Here is a 16618-nt window from a genome sequence, read left to right as displayed (position 1 = left end):
TAACTTGATAGCAAAAGCACGGCTGCATGATCCATGCCAAGCCGTGCTGGGAATCGCTGGTAAGTTTATCTCGCGGCGTGTCTGCGTCGAAGACCGATCATGAGGATGAGAACGCAGGAGCCCGCAAGCACGAAGATGAGGGGAGAAGGTTCGGGGACGACGTTTTCGATAAAGAAAGAGCCGATGCTTGATAAATAATCGCTTTGCCCGATCGTGCGATTCGTGTATACATACAGCGGTATGGATTCGTTCTCCGCCTTGTGATCGGCTTGAGTCGGGTCGTCGATAATCGTGAATATGTAATTGGTAAGATCTTTTTCTTTAGGATCATGTGGGTTAAGTGTATATACGGGGATGATTTTGGAAACGAACGCGAAGTGACCGCTCCCACTCTTCTTGTTCAGAAAGACTTCCACGTCTTCCTTATGTCCGAGAGCTTTGTAAGCAACTTCGATATCCCCACTCTTCGTCGTCTGAATCGGAATGTGGTTTTTCTTGTCGTACTCATCTTTTTTCGACTTTACTAGATCCACACGAGTGCCCGTGCCCGGTTGAGTTTGCATATTTGTTTGCAGACCGGAATAGACATCCTGAGCCGAACCATTGATCACGATTCGTTTGTTAATGGATTTCAGATATTCGATAGATCTCGCCACAGCGCCGGGCGCGCACCCTGCGTCGTCTTCATCAATCGCCGCGACAGCCGTTTCTTTTATCGCGATTGCATGTCCTTTACCCGCCACTTGGGTTGCGTCTAATCCTACGAAGTTCGACGCCTTCGGAGGCGGGTCTCCGCCGCTGTCGCCCGAATAAGTGTCTCCCGTGATCGGATCGGTCCCGGTAATGCCGCCAAAGAGTATGGATTTATCGCCGACGCTGGCGGCGGCGAAGCTCCCCGTCGGCTCCATGCCCAGAGGATCCCTATTAATGGTTGCGAAGTAGCCGAGGTTGGTGACATTGACGCCCGGCGTCACCCCAAGGTCAAACCGCACGGTCGAAGGAAGACTGCCGCTCAAATCGGTGACGTTACGGAATTGGACGGGAAGGTTTTGGACAGCCCAGTTCATCGTGGCGCCGTTCTGGACATTCGTCACCACATTGACATATCCCGTGTAGGTCCCATCCGTGGCGCTATATCGAAAGGCGCTCAGGTCCGAGGGGGCAAGGTGGATATCCACCTGACCCCAATCCGAATTCTGACTGGTGAAGCCGCCAGAATCCGATAACCAGTCGTCTTGAGCGAATGAGAATGTGGCCGCCGAGGTAGGGCAGGAGAAAACGGCGAGCCCAAGCGCCGCCGCGAACGGGACGAGAAATCGTCCGGTAGACCGTGAAAAGACTTGCTTCATGACGCTAAACTCCTATAGGCGCAGTGGAATTGAGTTGAGCCTAGCCGTCGGCGCGAGCGCCGATCTTTCCTGGTCTCATATGATCGCAAAAGCATCGCTGCAAAATTCATGCCATATTCTCCTGGCAATAGATCAAGAATCTGAGCGAATTTCGACTAGACAGCTTGTCCATCGATCTTTATAATCAGAGACATGAACACCTCTTCCTCCTCACGAATCACACGGCGCGGCTTTCTCACGCAGGCGGCCGCTCTGTCGCTGACGGCCGCCGCGCTGCCCCAATCGCGAACGAGCGAAGCGGCGCCGCCGCCCCGCTTGCCGGCGCCTCAGTACACGCTATCGGTCAATCTGGAGCTGATGTTTCCGGGGGACATGCCGTTTGACCAGCGTCTGCAAATCGTCGTGGACGCCGGGGCGAAAGCATATTCGTTCTGGGGGCATGAGGGTAAACCGCTGGACAAAATGCGGGCGATTCAGGACAAGTCCGGCATTGCGTGCGCGTCAATCATCGGGCCGACGAAGACCGGGTGGGGGGCAGGGCTGACAAAGACAGGTGAGGAGAAGGCGTTTCTGGACGATTTCGCGGACTCGATCAAAGTCGCGAAGCGGCTGGGCGCGGAGAACTTAATCACGTTTGTTGGCGTGACGCAGCCGGATATTCCGTGGCAAACGCAGCATGACCAGATTGTCACCGGGCTGAAGGCGGCGGGAGATTTGGCGGGGGCGGCGGGCGTTTACGCGACGCTGGAGCCGCTGAACGGCGTCGAAAACGCGCAGATGGCGATAATCACCAGCGCCCGCGCTTACGAGATCGCGAAAGAAGTGAATCACGAGCGCGTCAAAGTCGACTTCGATCTCTACCATCGCCAGCTCGGAGAAGGCAACCTTCTCGATACCTTAAAGGATGGAATCGCGAAGGGCTACGTGCGCTTTGTCGAAGTGGGCGATGTCCCAGGCCGATTCGAGCCAGGAACCGGTGAAGTAAACTATCCCCGGATCTTCCAGGTCCTGCGTGAGATCGGCTACGCGGGCTACATCGGCATGGAGCACAGGACCACGACCACGCCAAAAGAAGCGTTCGACAAGGTGAAGGCGCTGGCGGGGCTGGCGTAAGGGAGTTCTGATCTTTGCCGAGCGTCCACTCGGAAGCCGCTGCATTCCTCGCACGGGGTATCATATTCCTCGTGAATACATCAACCGAACAAAAGCATATCGAGATTTTTACCGACGGCGCGTGCACGGGCAACCCGGGGCCGGGGGGCTATGGCGTGATCGTCACGCAGGACGGCGAATCGAAGGAGCTGTCGGGCGGCTTCCGGCGGACGACGAACAACCGGATGGAGCTGATCGCGGCCATTGTCGGGCTTCAGGCATTGGAGAGTCCGAGCAAGGTGACACTCTACACGGACTCGCAGTATCTGGCGAATGGGATCAGCAAGGGCTGGGCGAAGAAGTGGCGCTCGAATAACTGGATGCGCACGCCCAAGGATCCCGCGATCAATCCCGATCTATGGTCCACGCTGCTCGATCTGTGCGACCGTCACCAAGTGACGTTCCAGTGGGTGCGCGGCCACGCAGGGCACACCGAAAACGAGCGCTGCGACCGTTTGTCGGTCGCAGCGGCAGGCGGCCGCGATCTCCCGGCGGACCATGTGTACGAGAAGCTGCCCGCTAAGCGGTAACGGGCTCCTGCTTCGGCGACGTGATCTGATCGAGCATTTGCGTGGCTTTCTCAAGGCGCAGCGGCTCGTCCGTTACCGGACTTTTTGGCGTGTAATAGAAATAGTACATGTCGTTGCTGTGATCCTGAAGCAACCGCTCGTATCTTCGCAGATATTGCATGAGCTCATTCGGCTGTAACTCCGGCGGACCCAGGGTGTGGTCAACGGCTAGCAGTAGGCCCAGAAAGCAAACGCTGTCGTCGTCCGCAGGCTCTGGCTCGGGCGGCGGTAGGTGATTGAAATACTCTGGGCGGCCGTGCGGCGGCGCGATGTTCAGGACGCGCGGCGTGATTCCCGTTCGCTCCAATTCATCGCGCCATACGCTTTCCAATTTTGCCGGCGCGGCGCCGTAGTGCGCGCGCCCCATTTCTTTCAGGCGCATGGCAAGGATGTCGGCGGGGCGAATTTCGGAAACCAGAAGATAAATGGCGGCAAGCCGACCCAGGCGCGTGGTGAATTCCGCTCCAGATACAATCTCATCCAGCGCGCGCCCATAACGTCGCCCTCGCCGCAGCACCAGGCTGACACTGACCAGCATGGGGCGCGTGAAATACCTATAAACCGCCACAGTGGTCACGAGCCCAGCGAAAATCCATAAATGCGTATAATCTCCGGATCCGTCGTTGCCATTACCGCCTCCGCCTCCCGCGCCGCCACCCCCGCCCCCTCCACCACCTCCGCCCCCGCCTCCGCCTTGGGCGAAGGCGGCGACAGGCAGGATCAGAGCGAGCAAGATGTATGGGAGCGAACGGTGAAGTTTCATGACGATCCCCGGCTTGTCTGCTATACTACTCGTGAACGAATAGGAATATCATACCGCAAATTTTCAATGCAAATGAGGGCGGCGATCGAGAATAGGAGCAGAAAATGGCGTGGAGACTTGGGATTGGTTCGATCGTACTATTGATGCTGCTGGGGGGCGCTGTGGCGCAGGCGGCGCCGTCGAAACGAGTGCTGGTGGTGACCGTCACCAAAGGGTTCCGGCACGATGTTATTCCGACGGCGGAGCGTGTTTTGGGGGAGATCGCGGCGAAGGACGGCGAGATCCAGATCGATTACGCGCGCACCGATGAGGAAGTCGCGACCAAGATGACGGCGACCGCGCTGCAAGCCTACGATGGCGTGATCTTCGCGGAAACCACCGGAGACCTGCCGCTGCCGGACCGGCAGGCGTTTCTCGATTGGATCCGCGACGGCCACGCCTTTGTCGGCATCCACAGCGCCTCGGATACGTTCCATGGATTCCCTGGCTACCTACAGATGCTCGGCGGCGAATTCAAGCAGCACGGCCCACAGGTCCACGTCCAATGTCTCGTCGCCGACGCCAAATTTCCGGCGACCGCGGACATGGGATCTGCATTGGATGTTCCGATGGAGGAGGTCTATCAGTTCCAGAACTTCGAGGCCCATCAAGTCCATCTGCTGCTGTATTTGGACAAGCATCCGAACGACGGAACGCCTGGCCTTTACCCCATCGCCTGGAACCGTATGTACGGCAAAGGTCGCGTGTTCTACACGGCCCTGGGACATCGCGAGGATATCTGGAACGCCCCCTGGTATCAGGCCCATCTGCTCGGCGGTCTGTGCTGGAGCCTGGGGCTTGCGAAGGGCGATTCCCGGCCGCGTCCGCTGCCGGCCGTCGCGAAGTAGGCGTTAAGCTGACGTGATCGCCGCCGCCCGTTTTAGGCTGCCGCATTGGCCGCCAGGAGCAGCTTCGCCGTTTCCAGGCGCCCCGCGAGCGCGAGGCTTCCGAGATGTTTTTTGAGCTTCGCCCAGCTCGCAAATCCGTACTCGCGGGCGCCCGTTAACTGGGCGTCGATGAGCGTGAATTCGCAGGCAAGGATATCGGCCGGCTGGAGATTTGCGAACTCTGGAAGTTCCCGGCGGCGCAACGCCGCTGGGAGAGAGAGGCTGTCCCCAGGAGGCCCTGTGCGATTTCCCGGATATTTTGCCGGCTTACTGTTGCATTTTCCGCAGCCGTGTGCTAAAATATCCGTGCGGAACCCACTTCCTCGTTATGAGGAGTCTTACCCAAGTGGCTGAAGGGGCGGGTTTGCTAAACCTGTAGGGGGGCGCAAGCTCCCGCGAGAGTTCAAATCTCTCAGACTCCGCCAGAAAAATCAAGGGACGTCCTAGCATGCTAGGACGTCCCTTGGTCATTTGAGGTCTGGGAAGGTGTGAGGGTGAGAAGTTGACGGGCGATAATACCGGAGAGATCCGTGAGAAGTTGGGATGGGGGAGCGCGCTCGCCATCGCGGGCGCCGCGCTCTTGATCGCGGGCATTGTTTGGGGAGTCCCGTTCCTCGCGCGCCGCGCGGCGGCGGGGGATCTGAGCGGCGTCCCCGCGCAGACCGCCTCTGGGAGCGTGCGGGATATCAATGTCGCGGTCGGCCACGCGGGCGGGGGCGGCATGCACAACGCCGTCACGTTGGAGTTCGCCCATCGGAAAGTCTTCTATATCCTGCCCGAAACCAGCCGATGGATCCCCGTCATCGGCGAGCCTGTCCTGGTGCGCTACCGCGTGGGCCGAAACAGCGGCGTTGCCCAGATCGACTCCGTCACGTCGACGAGTCCCGCCGCAAAGTGGGCGCCGCCGCTGCGAAAATCATAAATCCCGCTTCTGGAAGATAAACAAGCCGATCGCCAGCGCCGCCGCGATGTAAAACAGGATATACGCCATATCCCCCGTGGACGTGTGAACCGCCTGCGCTCCCAAGGGATTTCGCGCGCTGAGATCGTTGCCGGCGTCGCCCAGGCCGCGCGTGATCCAATGGTTCATCTTGCCGAGCGGAACGATGTATCCGACAAGCGTGCTGAGCGACTTCAGGACCGGCGCATTGAGCATGATCGAGAGGAAGTTAAGCGTGTCCTCCGCGAGCGCAACGCCGGCGGCGATCAGCGCGAGCCCCGCCGAAAGCGCGTGCGTCGCGAATGAGGAGAAGCACAGCGTCAGGGTTGCAAACAGCAGCGGGAACAGAAATGTCGCCAGGATCCCCAGGAAGATCCGTGGGTAAAACAGATGCGTGTGGATGTAAATGGCGCCGACCAATAGGACCGACCAGAGGGCGACGCTGACGGCGAGCAGAGCCAGCAGCCCAATCCATTTGCCCAAATAAATCGCCGCGCGCGGGAGCGGCTTCGGAGCGACAATCGACAGCACGCCGCGATCCACTTCTGCGGTGATCGCGCCGGCGGCGAGCGTGACGGCGAGCACCGAGCCGAAGAACTTGATCACGCCGCAGCCCATCCACGCCAGGGTCTTGGCGGAAAACTCCCGGGCGGCGTCCAGCTCCACGCCTTCGGTCCCGCGTCCGATATGCAGCGGCAGCACGGCGAACAGCACGAAGATCAGCGCCACCAGCATCGACGCGAAAAAGACACGCCGGCGCACCGCTTCTTTGATGGTCAGCCCCGCGAGGGTCCAGACATGGTTCATATCGTCCCCTCCGTTTCCACGACCCGAATGAACAGATCTTCCAAAGATTCTCGGATGGGCAGCAGGGACATCAATCGTCCTCCGCTTCCCACCACCGCCGCCACGAGATCGGGGATGATCCCATCCTCGCTGATACTTGCCGTCACCATCTCGCCCTGAGCCTCCACCGTCCGCGCCAGGCTTCCGAGCGCGCGCATCAGCGCCGGGCTCTGATTCAAAATCCGCATCTGCACCGTGGCCGGCGCGGCGAGCAGATCGTCGATCTTTCCCTGCTTGATCACCTGCCCCGCCTTCAGGATGGCGACCTGATCGCACGTCATCTCGATCTCCGAGAGCAAGTGCGAGTTGAGCATCACCGTCTTGCCCTGCGCTTTAAGCGCCGTCACGATTTCGCGCACCTCGCGCCGTCCCAATGGGTCAAGCGCGCTCGTCGGTTCGTCCAGAATCACCAGATCGGGATCGTTCAAAATCGCCTGCGCCAGCCCGACGCGCTGCTGCATTCCCTTGGAAAACTCCCGAATCTTGCTTTTGCGTCGCGCCGTCAGCCCCACCATCTCCAGCGTCTCGCCGATCCGCTCGCGGCGTTTCGCGGCGGACATGCCGTAGAGCTTGCCGTGCAGGTCCAGAAACTCCTCGGCGGTCAGAAAATCGTGAAATTGGAACTTCTCGGGCAGAAAGCCCAGCTTGGCGCGCGCCTCGATATCGCCAATCGGCCGCCCGAGCAGCTGCGCGGACCCCGCTGTCGGCGCGATATTCCCCAGCAGCATATTGATTGTGGTGGTCTTGCCGGCGCCGTTCGGCCCGAGGAACCCGAACACCTGCCCGCGCGGCACTTGCAGGTTCATATCCTGCACGGCGACAAACGGCTGCCCTTTTAAGGAACCTCCGTAGACCTTGCGCAGATGGTCGGTTTGGATGGCGAGCGTGGATGAAGTCATGGTGCCCCTATTATGCACCATGCGGGGGTGTTTTGGATTGGGGCTGGGGATCCCCATCCCCCCGCCGAAGTAAACTTCGGCCTCCCCCTTTCCCGGCTTCGGCCCTTCGGGCGGGAAAGGGGGCGTTCGTAATTATGGCCGACATAGATCTTGGCGTAGTGTTGAGAAGGTCCAGATGCCCCCAGGCCCGTATTTCAATGCGGGGGCAGGGAGTAATTTATTGCCGAGTCGACAAAAACCTACCCAGTGAACTGTGGGGGTCGGGGTGGATCTGGATCTTCACCGCACCCGCAGTCCCAGCATCGCTCCCGTGAGTCCTGGCGCGCTGGCCGCAAGCGTCGCCGCGCCTGCGGCGTCGCCGCCGCGTACGATGACGAGGCAGCGGCCGTTCCAGGCGTGGCGCTGGGGGGCTTGATCGGGCTCGTGGCTGCTCGGGTCGCCGTTGCCGACGCCGGCCAGGGCGGCGGGGCCGGTGAGGGCGAAATGGACGAGATCGTTTGCGGTGGGGACGATGCGGCCCTGGGCGTCGACGACATCGACTTCGACCATCGTCACGTCTTCGCCGTCGGCGAGGAGGGTGGTCCGGTCGGTTTTGAGCACGAGCCTGGCGGGCGCGCCGGTGGTTTCAACTTTGTCGGCGGCGATGACGGCGCCGTTGCGGTAGCCTTTGGCGAGCAGGGTTCCCGGGGCGTAGGGAACCTGCCAGGTCACATGGCTGTTGCGGGCGACATCCTTGGCGCCCAGGCTCTGGCCGTTCAGGAACAGCTCGACCTTGTCGGCGCTGCTGTAGCACCAGACGCTGAACGTCTTCCCTTCCTGGCCGGCGCGGTTCCAGTGCGGCAGGATGTGGACCATCGGCTTGCCGCTCCAGACGGACTGGTAGTAGTAGAACTCATCCTTGGGGAAGCCCGCCATGTCGAGGCTGCCGAAATGGCTGTTGACGCACGGCCAGCCATAGGGCGTCGGCTCGCCCTTGTAGTCGAAACCGGTCCAGACGAATGCGCCGGCCATGAAGGGGCGGTCGGCGATCGGCCGCCAGGCCTGCTCGGCGGTGGTGGCGCCGTCGAACCAGGGGCGATAGTCGAATTCGTTGACGTAGCCTTTGGCCTTGTCGTCCTCGTAAGTATCCCGGTCGCTTACGCCGCTGGAGGTTTCGCTGGCGTAGGCGGGGATCGCTGGATGCGCCTTGTGGAAATCGTCGTAATCGCTCACATGGTTGAAGTAGTTGAAGCCCTGCAAATCCTCCACGAGCGAGATGCCCGTACCCCAGGCGTAGTTCATGGCGCTGGTGACGGGGCGGGTGGTGTCGTATTTGTGGACGACGTTACGCATCGCGACGAAGATCTTCGCGCCTTCCTCCGTGCCTTGCAACGGCTCCTCGTTGGACATCGACCACATGATGATGCTCGGATGATTGCGGTCCCGCTGGATCATGGAGGCGAGGTCGCTCAGATCGTCGGCCTTCGTGCCGGGCTGCGATTTCGTGGCGTAGGTGTCGCCGAGGTGGCGGGTTTCGTCCATCACGAGCATGCCGAGTTTGTCGCAGGCGTCCAAAAGCTCGGGCGCGGGCGGATTGTGCGACATGCGATACGCGTTGCCGCCCATCTCCTTGAGCCTTTTCACGCGCCAGTAAAGCAGGCTGTCCGGCATGCCGATTCCCACCCCGGCGAAGTCCTGATGGTTACAGGTTCCCTGGATCTCGACGTGACGGCCATTGAGGAAGAAGCCCTTGTTGACGTCAAACCGAAGGGTGCGGACGCCGAAGCTCGTCTCCTGCGTATCCGTGACCGCGCCATTCCGGCGGATTTCGGTAACGACTTGATAGAGATACGGAGTCTCCAGCGACCAGAGATGAGGCTGCGCGATGGTGACTTGCTGCGTTACGGTCTTGCTTTGTTTTGCGAGCGCCGCCGTGACGAGCGACGACTCGGCGACGGTTTTACCGGAGGCGTCGACGATCTTCGACACGATGGTCGACGCCGCATTTGCGCCGTCGTTGTTCAGATGGGTCTTGATGGTGACGCCGGCGGGCGCCGCAGGACTGCCCGGCCTGGGCTCCGGCAGCGTTGTATCGACGGCGACGCCCCAGGGCGCGACGTGCAGGGGCGCGGCGGCGTTGAGCCAGACGTGGCGGTAGATGCCGCCGCCTTCATACCACCATCCCTCAAAATTCGTCGGGTCCACGGAAACGGCGAGAACGTTCTTCGCCCCGCAGCGCGCGTAAGGCGCGATGTCGTAGCGGAATGTGGTGTATCCGCTTGGGTGGCGCCCGAGTGGATGGCCGTTGAGCCAGACGGCGCAGTCCCGGTAGACGCCGTCGAAATCGATCCAGAGGCTCTTGCCCTTGTCAGCCTTGGGGATGGTGAACGTCTTGCGGTACCAGGCCGGCGCGACGGGGAGGGACCCATGGCCGACATTGGCGAGCGGCGTGAACGCCTGCTCGATGATGTAGTCGTGCGGCAGATGGACGGTGCGCCATTTCCGGTCGTCGAAGGCGGGACGCGACGGATCGCCGTCGATCAGCGTCTCGTCATGCCCCAGGGAAGTCGCTCCGCTCAGGCCGCCCGGGCCGTTCACATTTTCCAGCAGCACCGTCACCACATTCGGCCCATGGACGCTCCACGCCGCATCGAGTGGAACATTGAACGGGACATCCCACCCGTCATGATGCAGCAGCCGCTTGCCGTTCAAGAACACGGTGGCGTTGTCGTCGACGGAATCGAAATGCAGGAGGCGGTGCGTCCGCGAATCGCTGGGCAGCGTCGTGCGCAGCCAGACGAAACGCGACGGCTGCGTGAAGAGGTTCTCGCCGATCTTGACCGGCGCCCATGCCCGATCGTCGCCGCCTGCCGGAAGAATCGCGTGCGCCTCATCCGTGAACGCGGCGCCGGTCCATCGCCATCCTTCAATCGCGACCGTATCCTTCACCAGAGGCGAAGCCGTAAGATGGAAGCGCCAATCGGCGTCGATCCGGATCCGTTCACGGGAGGAGTGGGGTGTGGCCGGGAAGGAATGGGGCGTGGCTGGGGAGGCGTGCGCCGCGCCGCAGGCGGTGACGGCCCAGAGCAGCGCCAGCGCGCGATATTTGTTCATGCTTGGTTTATCCTTCAGAGAACTCTCTACGGCATGTTCCGGCGGACTTCCGCGAACAGCGCCTTGAACGTATTCGCCGTGTTCTCCGCCAGTGACGGCGCGGCGCCCGGCGTGGGGTCTCCGTAGTACGCTTCGATAAACTCGCGCGCGCTCATCCAGCTTGTCGAGAAGACGCCGCGCTGGTGGTTGGCGAGGGGGGCGGAGAAGAAGGCGCGGGCGCCGTTTTTGCGCGCGAAGTACACCTGCTCCAGCTGCGCGATCGCCGCTTCGGCGTTGTAGCAGGAGCTGGGGACGACGTCGAAGCCTTTCAGAGCGAAGTACGCCGGGGTGGGGGGAGCGTCCTCGTACTTCCAGTCGCAGATGACGATGTCCTTGGGGATCATATCAATCGCGCGGTGCGTGTTGTTCATGCTCGCCTGCCAGCCGAGAAGGTGGGTCGTCTTGCCGTCGATTAGCCGGTCGCTCCAGATCCAGGTGCGGCAGCCCTTTTCGGCGAGGTGGTTGCGCAGAATCGTCGTGTACTCCGCGAACAGCTCGGCCTTGTCGCGGCCGCCGCAGCGCGGGCACTTATCGTCGCCGAGGATCCACACTTCGTCCAGGCCGATATGGAAGGCGTCGGCCTCGCAGGCCTCGATCAACTCATCCATCAGCGGGAAGACGATAGGAAGCAGATCGGGATGCTGCGGACAGAGGCTTTTGGTGTAAAAGTCGTGCAGTCCGCCGTATTTCCACGGGACGGGCGGGTTGAGATGCGGCGCTTCGTCCAGCTGCGGGTACTTCGCCAGCAGCGGCATGATATAGCCTTCGTCGGACTGGTGCGCGAGCAGGTTCATTTTGGGGATGAGTTGGACGCCCGCGTCGCGGCACGCCTGGAGCATCCGCCGGACCTGATCCCGAGACAATGCGCCGATGTCGGCAAGCTCCGGATGGCTTTGGAACTGGTACTGATAGCGGAACCGGACGACGAGGGTGTTGACGCCTTCCTTGGGCAGGGCGTCGCGGATGAAGCCGCAGAACAGGTCCAGGTCTTCCGGAGGCGGAGCGGTCAGCAGGAGCGCCCGGATGGGAAGATCGTTCCATGGCTCGGACGCGACTGTTTCCGTCGGCTCGTACGATTGCTCCGGAGTGCGCTCATCCAGGACTTCCTCGGGCGTATTCGTCTGTGCGGCGGTTGCCTCATTCTCCAGCGCTTCCATGGCGATCTTTCTCCTCAAGGCGATATGTGATATTATTCTGAGAATACGCAGAGTCGCGCGTGTTTTATAACCCGCGATGTTCTGGTACAATTGATGTACTAAAGCTGCGCCGGCGGACTAGCCGGAATTGTTTCTCTTCGCGACGCGCTCGTCTGCTTGGAACCACGTTTTCCTGACATCCCCGTCCTTGAAATGGACTTTCACAGGTGTGGGAGCGCGCCGAGATATTCGGTAAAAGCGTCATTATGAACATTGTCGAGTTCGCAAAGTGCCTCAATCTTAGCATCGGGACGGTGTCCCGTGCGCTCAACGATCGGCCGGATGTCAGTCCGAAAACGCGCCAGATGGTCCTGGAAAAAGCGCAGGAACTCGGATTTGCGCGCAACGCCAATGCGCGGCATCTGGTGACGGGGCGGACTTTCTTGATCCGCCTGGAGTGCCCCTATAACGCCGATGTGCTCTCGGACCGCTATCTGATCGAGATGGCGCGCGCTCTGGAAGAAGAAACGCACGCCCACAACTATAACTTGCTGCTTCGCCTTGGCCGCCGCCGCGAAGGCATGGAGACCGAGATGTACTCGGTCGACGGCCTTGTCGTGATCGGCGCGCCCGAAGTCTCTCCCGACGATTTCAATGCGCTGACCCGGCGCGGCCGCACGCCCGCCGTGCTGATCGACGGCCCCGAGCCATCGGACTTTCCGAATGCGTCCCATGTCTGTGTCGATACTCAGCCAGGCGTCCGCGAAGCCCTGCAGTACCTCGCCGACCTCGGCCATCGCCGCGTCGGCTATATCGGCTCCGGCTTTCCCGGCCAGCATGTCCGCGTCAGGCTGCCGGAGCTCATGGCGGAGGCGGGGCTGATCTGGGATCCGGCCCTGGCCGTGGAAGCGGGCGTCACGCGTCAGGAGGGATCCGAAGCGGCTACCCGGCTCCTACAGATGGCTAACCCGCCCACGGCGATCTTCGCCCGCACCGACGTTCTGGCGTTCGGCGCGATCGAGGCCGCGCAGCAGCTCGGTCTTTCCATCCCCGGCGACGTCTCGGTGATCGGCCACGATAACGTCGAGATCGCCACCCTGGTCAATCCGCCGCTGACAACCGTCGCGATCGATATCCCGCAAGTCGCCAAGGCGGCGATCCGCGCCCTGCTGGAGATGATCGAGCAGAAAGCGGCCCCAAGCATCGAGTCCTGCGGCGCTCATCTGGTGATCCGCAAATCCTGCGGCCCGCCGACGGCCGCAGCGCTCGCGGTTCGCTGATCCGCGCCTAGAGCGCCGCCGCCAGATCCCGATTGCCGACCGGATCCTCCGTGGGAGCTTCCGGAAACGCGACCGCCTGGAATTGGCGCGTGAGGGCCGATTCCCGCGCCTTCAGGCACAGCAGCGCGCTGAGCATCCCGTCTTCCAGGGATGAGACCGGCGCTTCCTCCCCGCGAATGACTTTCAGGAAGTTCGACGCCAGCACGCCGTCGCCGCCGCCATGGCCGCCGTCCTCGTCGAACTGGTGCGTGACGACGCGCGGTTCGTGGTGCATGTAGACTTTGAGCGAGTTCGTGTACCAATCGAATTCGATCGTCCCATGGTAGCCGATGAGGATCGCCCCGCGCCGGCCGGCCTTGTTGCGCACCACGAAGTTCTGCGTGTAAGAGGCGTGTATCCCCGACTCGTATTCGATCAGCGCGCTTCCCGAATCTTCATTCCCGGTGTCGACGGCGAAGGCGCACATCTCCTTCGCCGGCTTATCCAGCGCCAGCGGCAGCGGGCGCGAGGGATGGTAGGGGCTTTCAAAACACGTGGTCCGCTCGGCGCAGTCCATGCAGCGCAATCCGGCGGCGTGGTTTCCTTTGAAAACGCTCTTGGTGGTCATCGCGCAGACGCTGACGGGCCGATTGTTCTCCAGCAAATAGTTGATATAGTCGAAGTCGTGCGTCGCCTTTTGCAAAAATAGGCCGCCGGTTTCTTTTTCATCCCGGTACCAGCTCTGGAAGTAGGTTGAGCCGTACGGCACGTTGTTCCAGGCTTCCACATGCTCGATCTTCCCGATCTGTCCGGAATCGATAATCTCGCGCGCCAGCTTCACCATATGCGACATGCGCAGCGGGAAGGAAACGACGACTTTGTGCGCGTTCGGCGCCGCGCGCAGAGCCGCCAGGTCCTCCATCGTGGTCGCGATGGGCTTCTCCAGGAAAAGCGCCAGGCCATGGTTTAAGACCTTCAGGCCCATCGCGGCGTGCAGGCTGCATCGGGTGCCGACGATCACGCCGTCCAGCGGCTCCCGGTCCAGCATCGCGTCCGCCGTGTCGTAAAATGTTATTCCTTCGGCGGAGACGCCGTCCTCCGCCATCTTCGCTTGGATCGCTTCCCCCTGCGGGTCGGCGATCGCGACCAATTTCGCCTCGGGATCCTGCTGCTGCATCAGCTGCGACATCCACCGAGCGCGCTCACCATATCCAATCGCGCCTAATCTGATACCGGACATCGTTGTTTCCTGTCTTTATTCTTAAGCCGTCCGTCCCAGGATCGCGTCCATGGCGTTGGAGGTGTTGGCGATGCGCACTTCGGGATAGAAACGGTACTGCGGGATCATCTCCGCCGCCACCGGGCCGTCGTAGCCGATCTCGGCAATCGCCGACATCACTTCCGGCCAGTTCACATCCCCTTCCAGAAGGTCGACAAAGCCGTCGCCGTTGCCCACGGCCCGCCGGAAATCTTTAAAGTGCACCCCGGCTACCCGCTTGCCCAGGATCCGAAGCCACTGCTCCGGGTAACCGTACGGAAGAATGTTGGCGACATCGACATACGCGCCGATCGCCGGGCTCTCGAACTGGTCGATGAAGCGGGCCATCTCCAGAGGGCTGGTCAGGAACTTGTTCCAGACGTTCTCGATGCCCAGGCGGACGCCCAGCTCCTCGGCCAGCGGGAGCACTTGCTTGAGGCCCGCCACCGAGCGGTCCCAAACGACATTATAGGAACGGGAGGGCTGATCGGGGAGGAAGAAGACATCGACCGCGCCGGGGATCGTCAGCAGCGTTTTGCATCCGAGCCAGCTTGTGATCTGGATCATCTTGCGCAGCGCCTCCACGGCGCGCGCCCGGTCGGTCTCGGTGTCGCTGGCGAGGGCGTACTCCCAGTAGATGCCCGACGCGACGCTGGCGACCTGCACGCCCGCCGCCTGAGCCGCGGATAAGATTTCACGGCATCGCGCTTCGTCGGTATCCAGTCCGAGCGCTCCGTCGTTCGCGATGCACAGCTCGACGGCGTCATAGCGATAGTGCTTGGCCTTGGTCAAAAACGTCTCGACGGGAAGCGTCCCTTCAAGACCGCCGGGCATGGACCAGTAATTCAGTGATTTGAGAATCATGGAATAAGTTCTCCGTAAGCGTTTACGGAATTATAACGTCTTTTATTCCGTCTGTCAAATCCTGGGAAGCATTTCGCCAAAATTTATTTGACGCCTGCGGGGGCCGGGCGCGGAGACGCGCTTGTCGGCGCCTGCTGGCCGCGCTGGAACTTGAGTTCCTCGGGGACGGTAATCTGCTGGGGAGTTCCTGAGGGGGTCTGAGTGAACTTGAAAACAATCAGGCCCAGGACAGCGATTGCGGCGACGAGCGAGCTGATGATGACGACCGGAGACAGCGCTTTTTTTTCTTTGACGGTATTCATAGGGCTCTCGTGATTTCCAGAAAGCCGGGGCGACTGGCGTGTCGCCCCGGCGGTTCTCGCATCTCAGTTGGTGGTGGATGTGTTGAATGGATGAGTCAGCTTCACGTGACCGTCCATGAACAAAGCATTCGTGCCTTTGATCGGCGTACCGTAGCCGGGCGTCTTGCCGCCGGTGTTGTGCATCTGGATCAGCCAACTATAGGGCCACGACGTTCCAAACCAGTCCGTCATGATAATATTCTGCTCTGACGGGGCAGTTGACCACCAGTAGCCTCCTCCTCCATTCGGCCCTTTGCCGTAATCGGTCGCTTCATCGGAAGCATGAAGTGGGCTTAAGTAATAGCCCTCAAGCGGCGCAGGCGCCGAAGGATCGCTGATGTAACCATTGGCGCCAAACGGCGCTTTCGCCATGAAGATCATGTAGCCCGGCTGGCGATGCCCGGTATACCAGCTGCCGCTTCCACCCCAGACATCGGCGAGCGGCTTGCCCTGATACGCATCTCCGGCGTTGGCGTACCATGTCCCTGCATAATTCTCATAAACCGGATGACCGTTCGGATCCTTGGTCGCCCCCACGCCGAAGTAATTCGGACAGTACCAAACATCCTGGCTTTTGATATAAGGATCGACTCCGTTCATCAACCGTGTTTGGGAGTCGTTGGAGTAAGTCACCAGAGGGTAGGCTTCGTCATTGTCCTGCACGTACTGTGTCACGCCTAATCCTACCTGGCGCATATTGGAAAGGCACGCCGTCTGGCGCGCTTTTTCACGGGCCTGGGCGAAGACGGGGAAGAGAATCGCGGCGAGAATCGCAATGATGGCGATCACAACGAGCAATTCGATCAAAGTGAACGCAGAAGTTCGGCGGAGGCGATGGTTCATTGTGTTCTCCTTCATAAAGACGCAGGGAGTGCGGAGCGTAACTCAAGGAAGGGCTTCATCGCCGGAGGGTTCCGTAATCGTTTACGGTTAGCTTCGGAAATGAGTATAGCCCAGGAATTTTGGTCTGTCAATAGGCAATCGCAACTTTTCGTAAACGATTACGGTATGCTGGGATGATATCACGATCTGGATGGCGTGTCAAGCAAAAAGAATCTCTTCCCGCCAATTCAGACCCGCGCCGCCCGCCGCCAAATTGCGCATTGACAGGGATACGTTCTCGTCGTATAATAGCGTTAATTTTGACTCCGTAATCGTTTACGGAAAGCGAGTTTCAAGACGAG

At 60.8% G+C, this 16618-nt stretch carries 16 protein-coding genes and 1 tRNA gene; 6 read left to right on the top strand and 11 right to left on the bottom strand.

Annotated elements, in window-relative coordinates; genetic code table 11:
* Nucleotides 1-65 precede the first annotated feature (65 nt).
* Nucleotides 66-1349 (bottom strand): hypothetical protein, encoded by a 1284-nt coding sequence (locus D5261_RS05635; protein WP_119321078.1) that lies wholly within the window; start codon nucleotides 1347-1349, stop codon nucleotides 66-68.
* 192 nt (nucleotides 1350-1541) lie between these two features.
* On the opposite strand from D5261_RS05635, the gene D5261_RS05630 reads away from it, so the two are divergent.
* Nucleotides 1542-2462, top strand: a complete 921-nt coding sequence (locus D5261_RS05630; protein WP_119321077.1) for a TIM barrel protein — start codon at nucleotides 1542-1544, stop codon at nucleotides 2460-2462.
* Between the two features lie 71 nt (nucleotides 2463-2533).
* Nucleotides 2534-3031, top strand: coding sequence for a ribonuclease HI (gene rnhA, locus D5261_RS05625; RefSeq protein WP_119321076.1), 498 nt, complete (start codon nucleotides 2534-2536; stop codon nucleotides 3029-3031).
* Here rnhA and D5261_RS05620 read toward each other — a convergent pair.
* Nucleotides 3021-3833 carry a hypothetical protein gene (locus tag D5261_RS05620; protein ID WP_119321075.1) on the bottom strand — a complete coding sequence of 271 codons (813 nt, stop codon included), beginning with the start codon at nucleotides 3831-3833 and terminating at the stop codon, nucleotides 3021-3023. The genes rnhA and D5261_RS05620 overlap by 11 nt on opposite strands.
* A gap of 104 nt (nucleotides 3834-3937) precedes the next feature.
* Here D5261_RS05620 and D5261_RS05615 point away from each other — a divergent pair, with 104 nt between their 5' ends.
* Entirely contained in the window at nucleotides 3938-4720 is a 783-nt protein-coding gene (locus tag D5261_RS05615; RefSeq protein ID WP_119321074.1) for a ThuA domain-containing protein, read from the top strand.
* Nucleotides 4721-4752: 32 nt separating this feature from the next.
* On the opposite strand, the gene D5261_RS05610 is transcribed toward D5261_RS05615, so the two are convergent.
* Nucleotides 4753-4962: a hypothetical protein gene (locus D5261_RS05610; RefSeq protein ID WP_119321073.1), complete on the bottom strand. Its 210-nt coding sequence runs from the start codon at nucleotides 4960-4962 to the stop codon at nucleotides 4753-4755.
* 129 nt (nucleotides 4963-5091) lie between these two features.
* Here D5261_RS05610 and D5261_RS05605 point away from each other — a divergent pair.
* Nucleotides 5092-5184, top strand: a tRNA-Ser gene (locus D5261_RS05605).
* A gap of 77 nt (nucleotides 5185-5261) precedes the next feature.
* Entirely contained in the window at nucleotides 5262-5681 is a 420-nt protein-coding gene (locus D5261_RS05600; RefSeq protein WP_119321072.1) for a hypothetical protein, read from the top strand.
* On the opposite strand, the gene D5261_RS05595 is transcribed toward D5261_RS05600, so the two are convergent.
* The 4 genes from D5261_RS05595 to D5261_RS05580 all read right to left on the bottom strand — a co-directional run bounded on the left by D5261_RS05595 (nucleotide 5676) and on the right by D5261_RS05580 (nucleotide 11733).
* A complete protein-coding gene (locus D5261_RS05595) occupies nucleotides 5676-6506 on the bottom strand; it encodes an ABC transporter permease (RefSeq protein WP_119321071.1) in 831 nt (276 codons plus the stop codon). The genes D5261_RS05600 and D5261_RS05595 overlap by 6 nt on opposite strands.
* Nucleotides 6503-7444 carry an ABC transporter ATP-binding protein gene (locus tag D5261_RS05590; protein WP_119321070.1) on the bottom strand — a complete coding sequence of 314 codons (942 nt, stop codon included), beginning with the start codon at nucleotides 7442-7444 and terminating at the stop codon, nucleotides 6503-6505. Before D5261_RS05590 ends, D5261_RS05595 begins: the two co-directional genes overlap by 4 nt.
* Nucleotides 7445-7723: 279 nt before the next feature.
* A complete protein-coding gene (gene galA / locus D5261_RS05585) occupies nucleotides 7724-10537 on the bottom strand; it encodes a beta-galactosidase GalA (RefSeq protein WP_119321069.1) in 2814 nt (937 codons plus the stop codon).
* Nucleotides 10538-10563: 26 nt separating this feature from the next.
* A complete protein-coding gene (locus tag D5261_RS05580; RefSeq protein ID WP_119321068.1) occupies nucleotides 10564-11733 on the bottom strand; it encodes a family 20 glycosylhydrolase in 1170 nt (389 codons plus the stop codon).
* Between the two features lie 245 nt (nucleotides 11734-11978).
* Here D5261_RS05580 and D5261_RS05575 point away from each other — a divergent pair, with 245 nt between their 5' ends.
* Nucleotides 11979-12992, top strand: coding sequence for a LacI family DNA-binding transcriptional regulator (locus D5261_RS05575; RefSeq protein ID WP_125205928.1), 1014 nt, complete (start codon nucleotides 11979-11981; stop codon nucleotides 12990-12992).
* 7 nt (nucleotides 12993-12999) lie between these two features.
* Here D5261_RS05575 and D5261_RS05570 read toward each other — a convergent pair whose 3' ends face one another.
* The 4 genes from D5261_RS05570 to D5261_RS05555 form a co-directional block, all read right to left on the bottom strand.
* Complete coding sequence (locus D5261_RS05570) at nucleotides 13000-14211, bottom strand: Gfo/Idh/MocA family protein (RefSeq protein WP_218025567.1); 1212 nt, start codon at nucleotides 14209-14211, stop codon at nucleotides 13000-13002.
* Nucleotides 14212-14232: 21 nt separating this feature from the next.
* Nucleotides 14233-15093 (bottom strand): sugar phosphate isomerase/epimerase family protein, encoded by an 861-nt coding sequence (locus tag D5261_RS05565; RefSeq protein WP_119321066.1) that lies wholly within the window; start codon nucleotides 15091-15093, stop codon nucleotides 14233-14235.
* An 83-nt stretch (nucleotides 15094-15176) separates the two neighbouring features.
* Complete coding sequence (locus tag D5261_RS05560) at nucleotides 15177-15395, bottom strand: hypothetical protein (protein WP_119321065.1); 219 nt, start codon at nucleotides 15393-15395, stop codon at nucleotides 15177-15179.
* Nucleotides 15396-15458: 63 nt separating this feature from the next.
* On the bottom strand, nucleotides 15459-16277 hold the full coding sequence (locus tag D5261_RS05555; protein ID WP_218025566.1) for a type II secretion system protein: 819 nt from the start codon (nucleotides 16275-16277) through the stop codon (nucleotides 15459-15461).
* Nucleotides 16278-16618: the final 341 nt, after the last annotated feature.

Origin of the sequence: Capsulimonas corticalis (genome assembly GCF_003574315.2) — a bacterium.
In the GTDB taxonomy this organism is placed as follows: domain Bacteria; phylum Armatimonadota; class Armatimonadia; order Armatimonadales; family Capsulimonadaceae; genus Capsulimonas; species Capsulimonas corticalis.
This window is presented reverse-complemented; position numbering and strand designations above follow the sequence as displayed.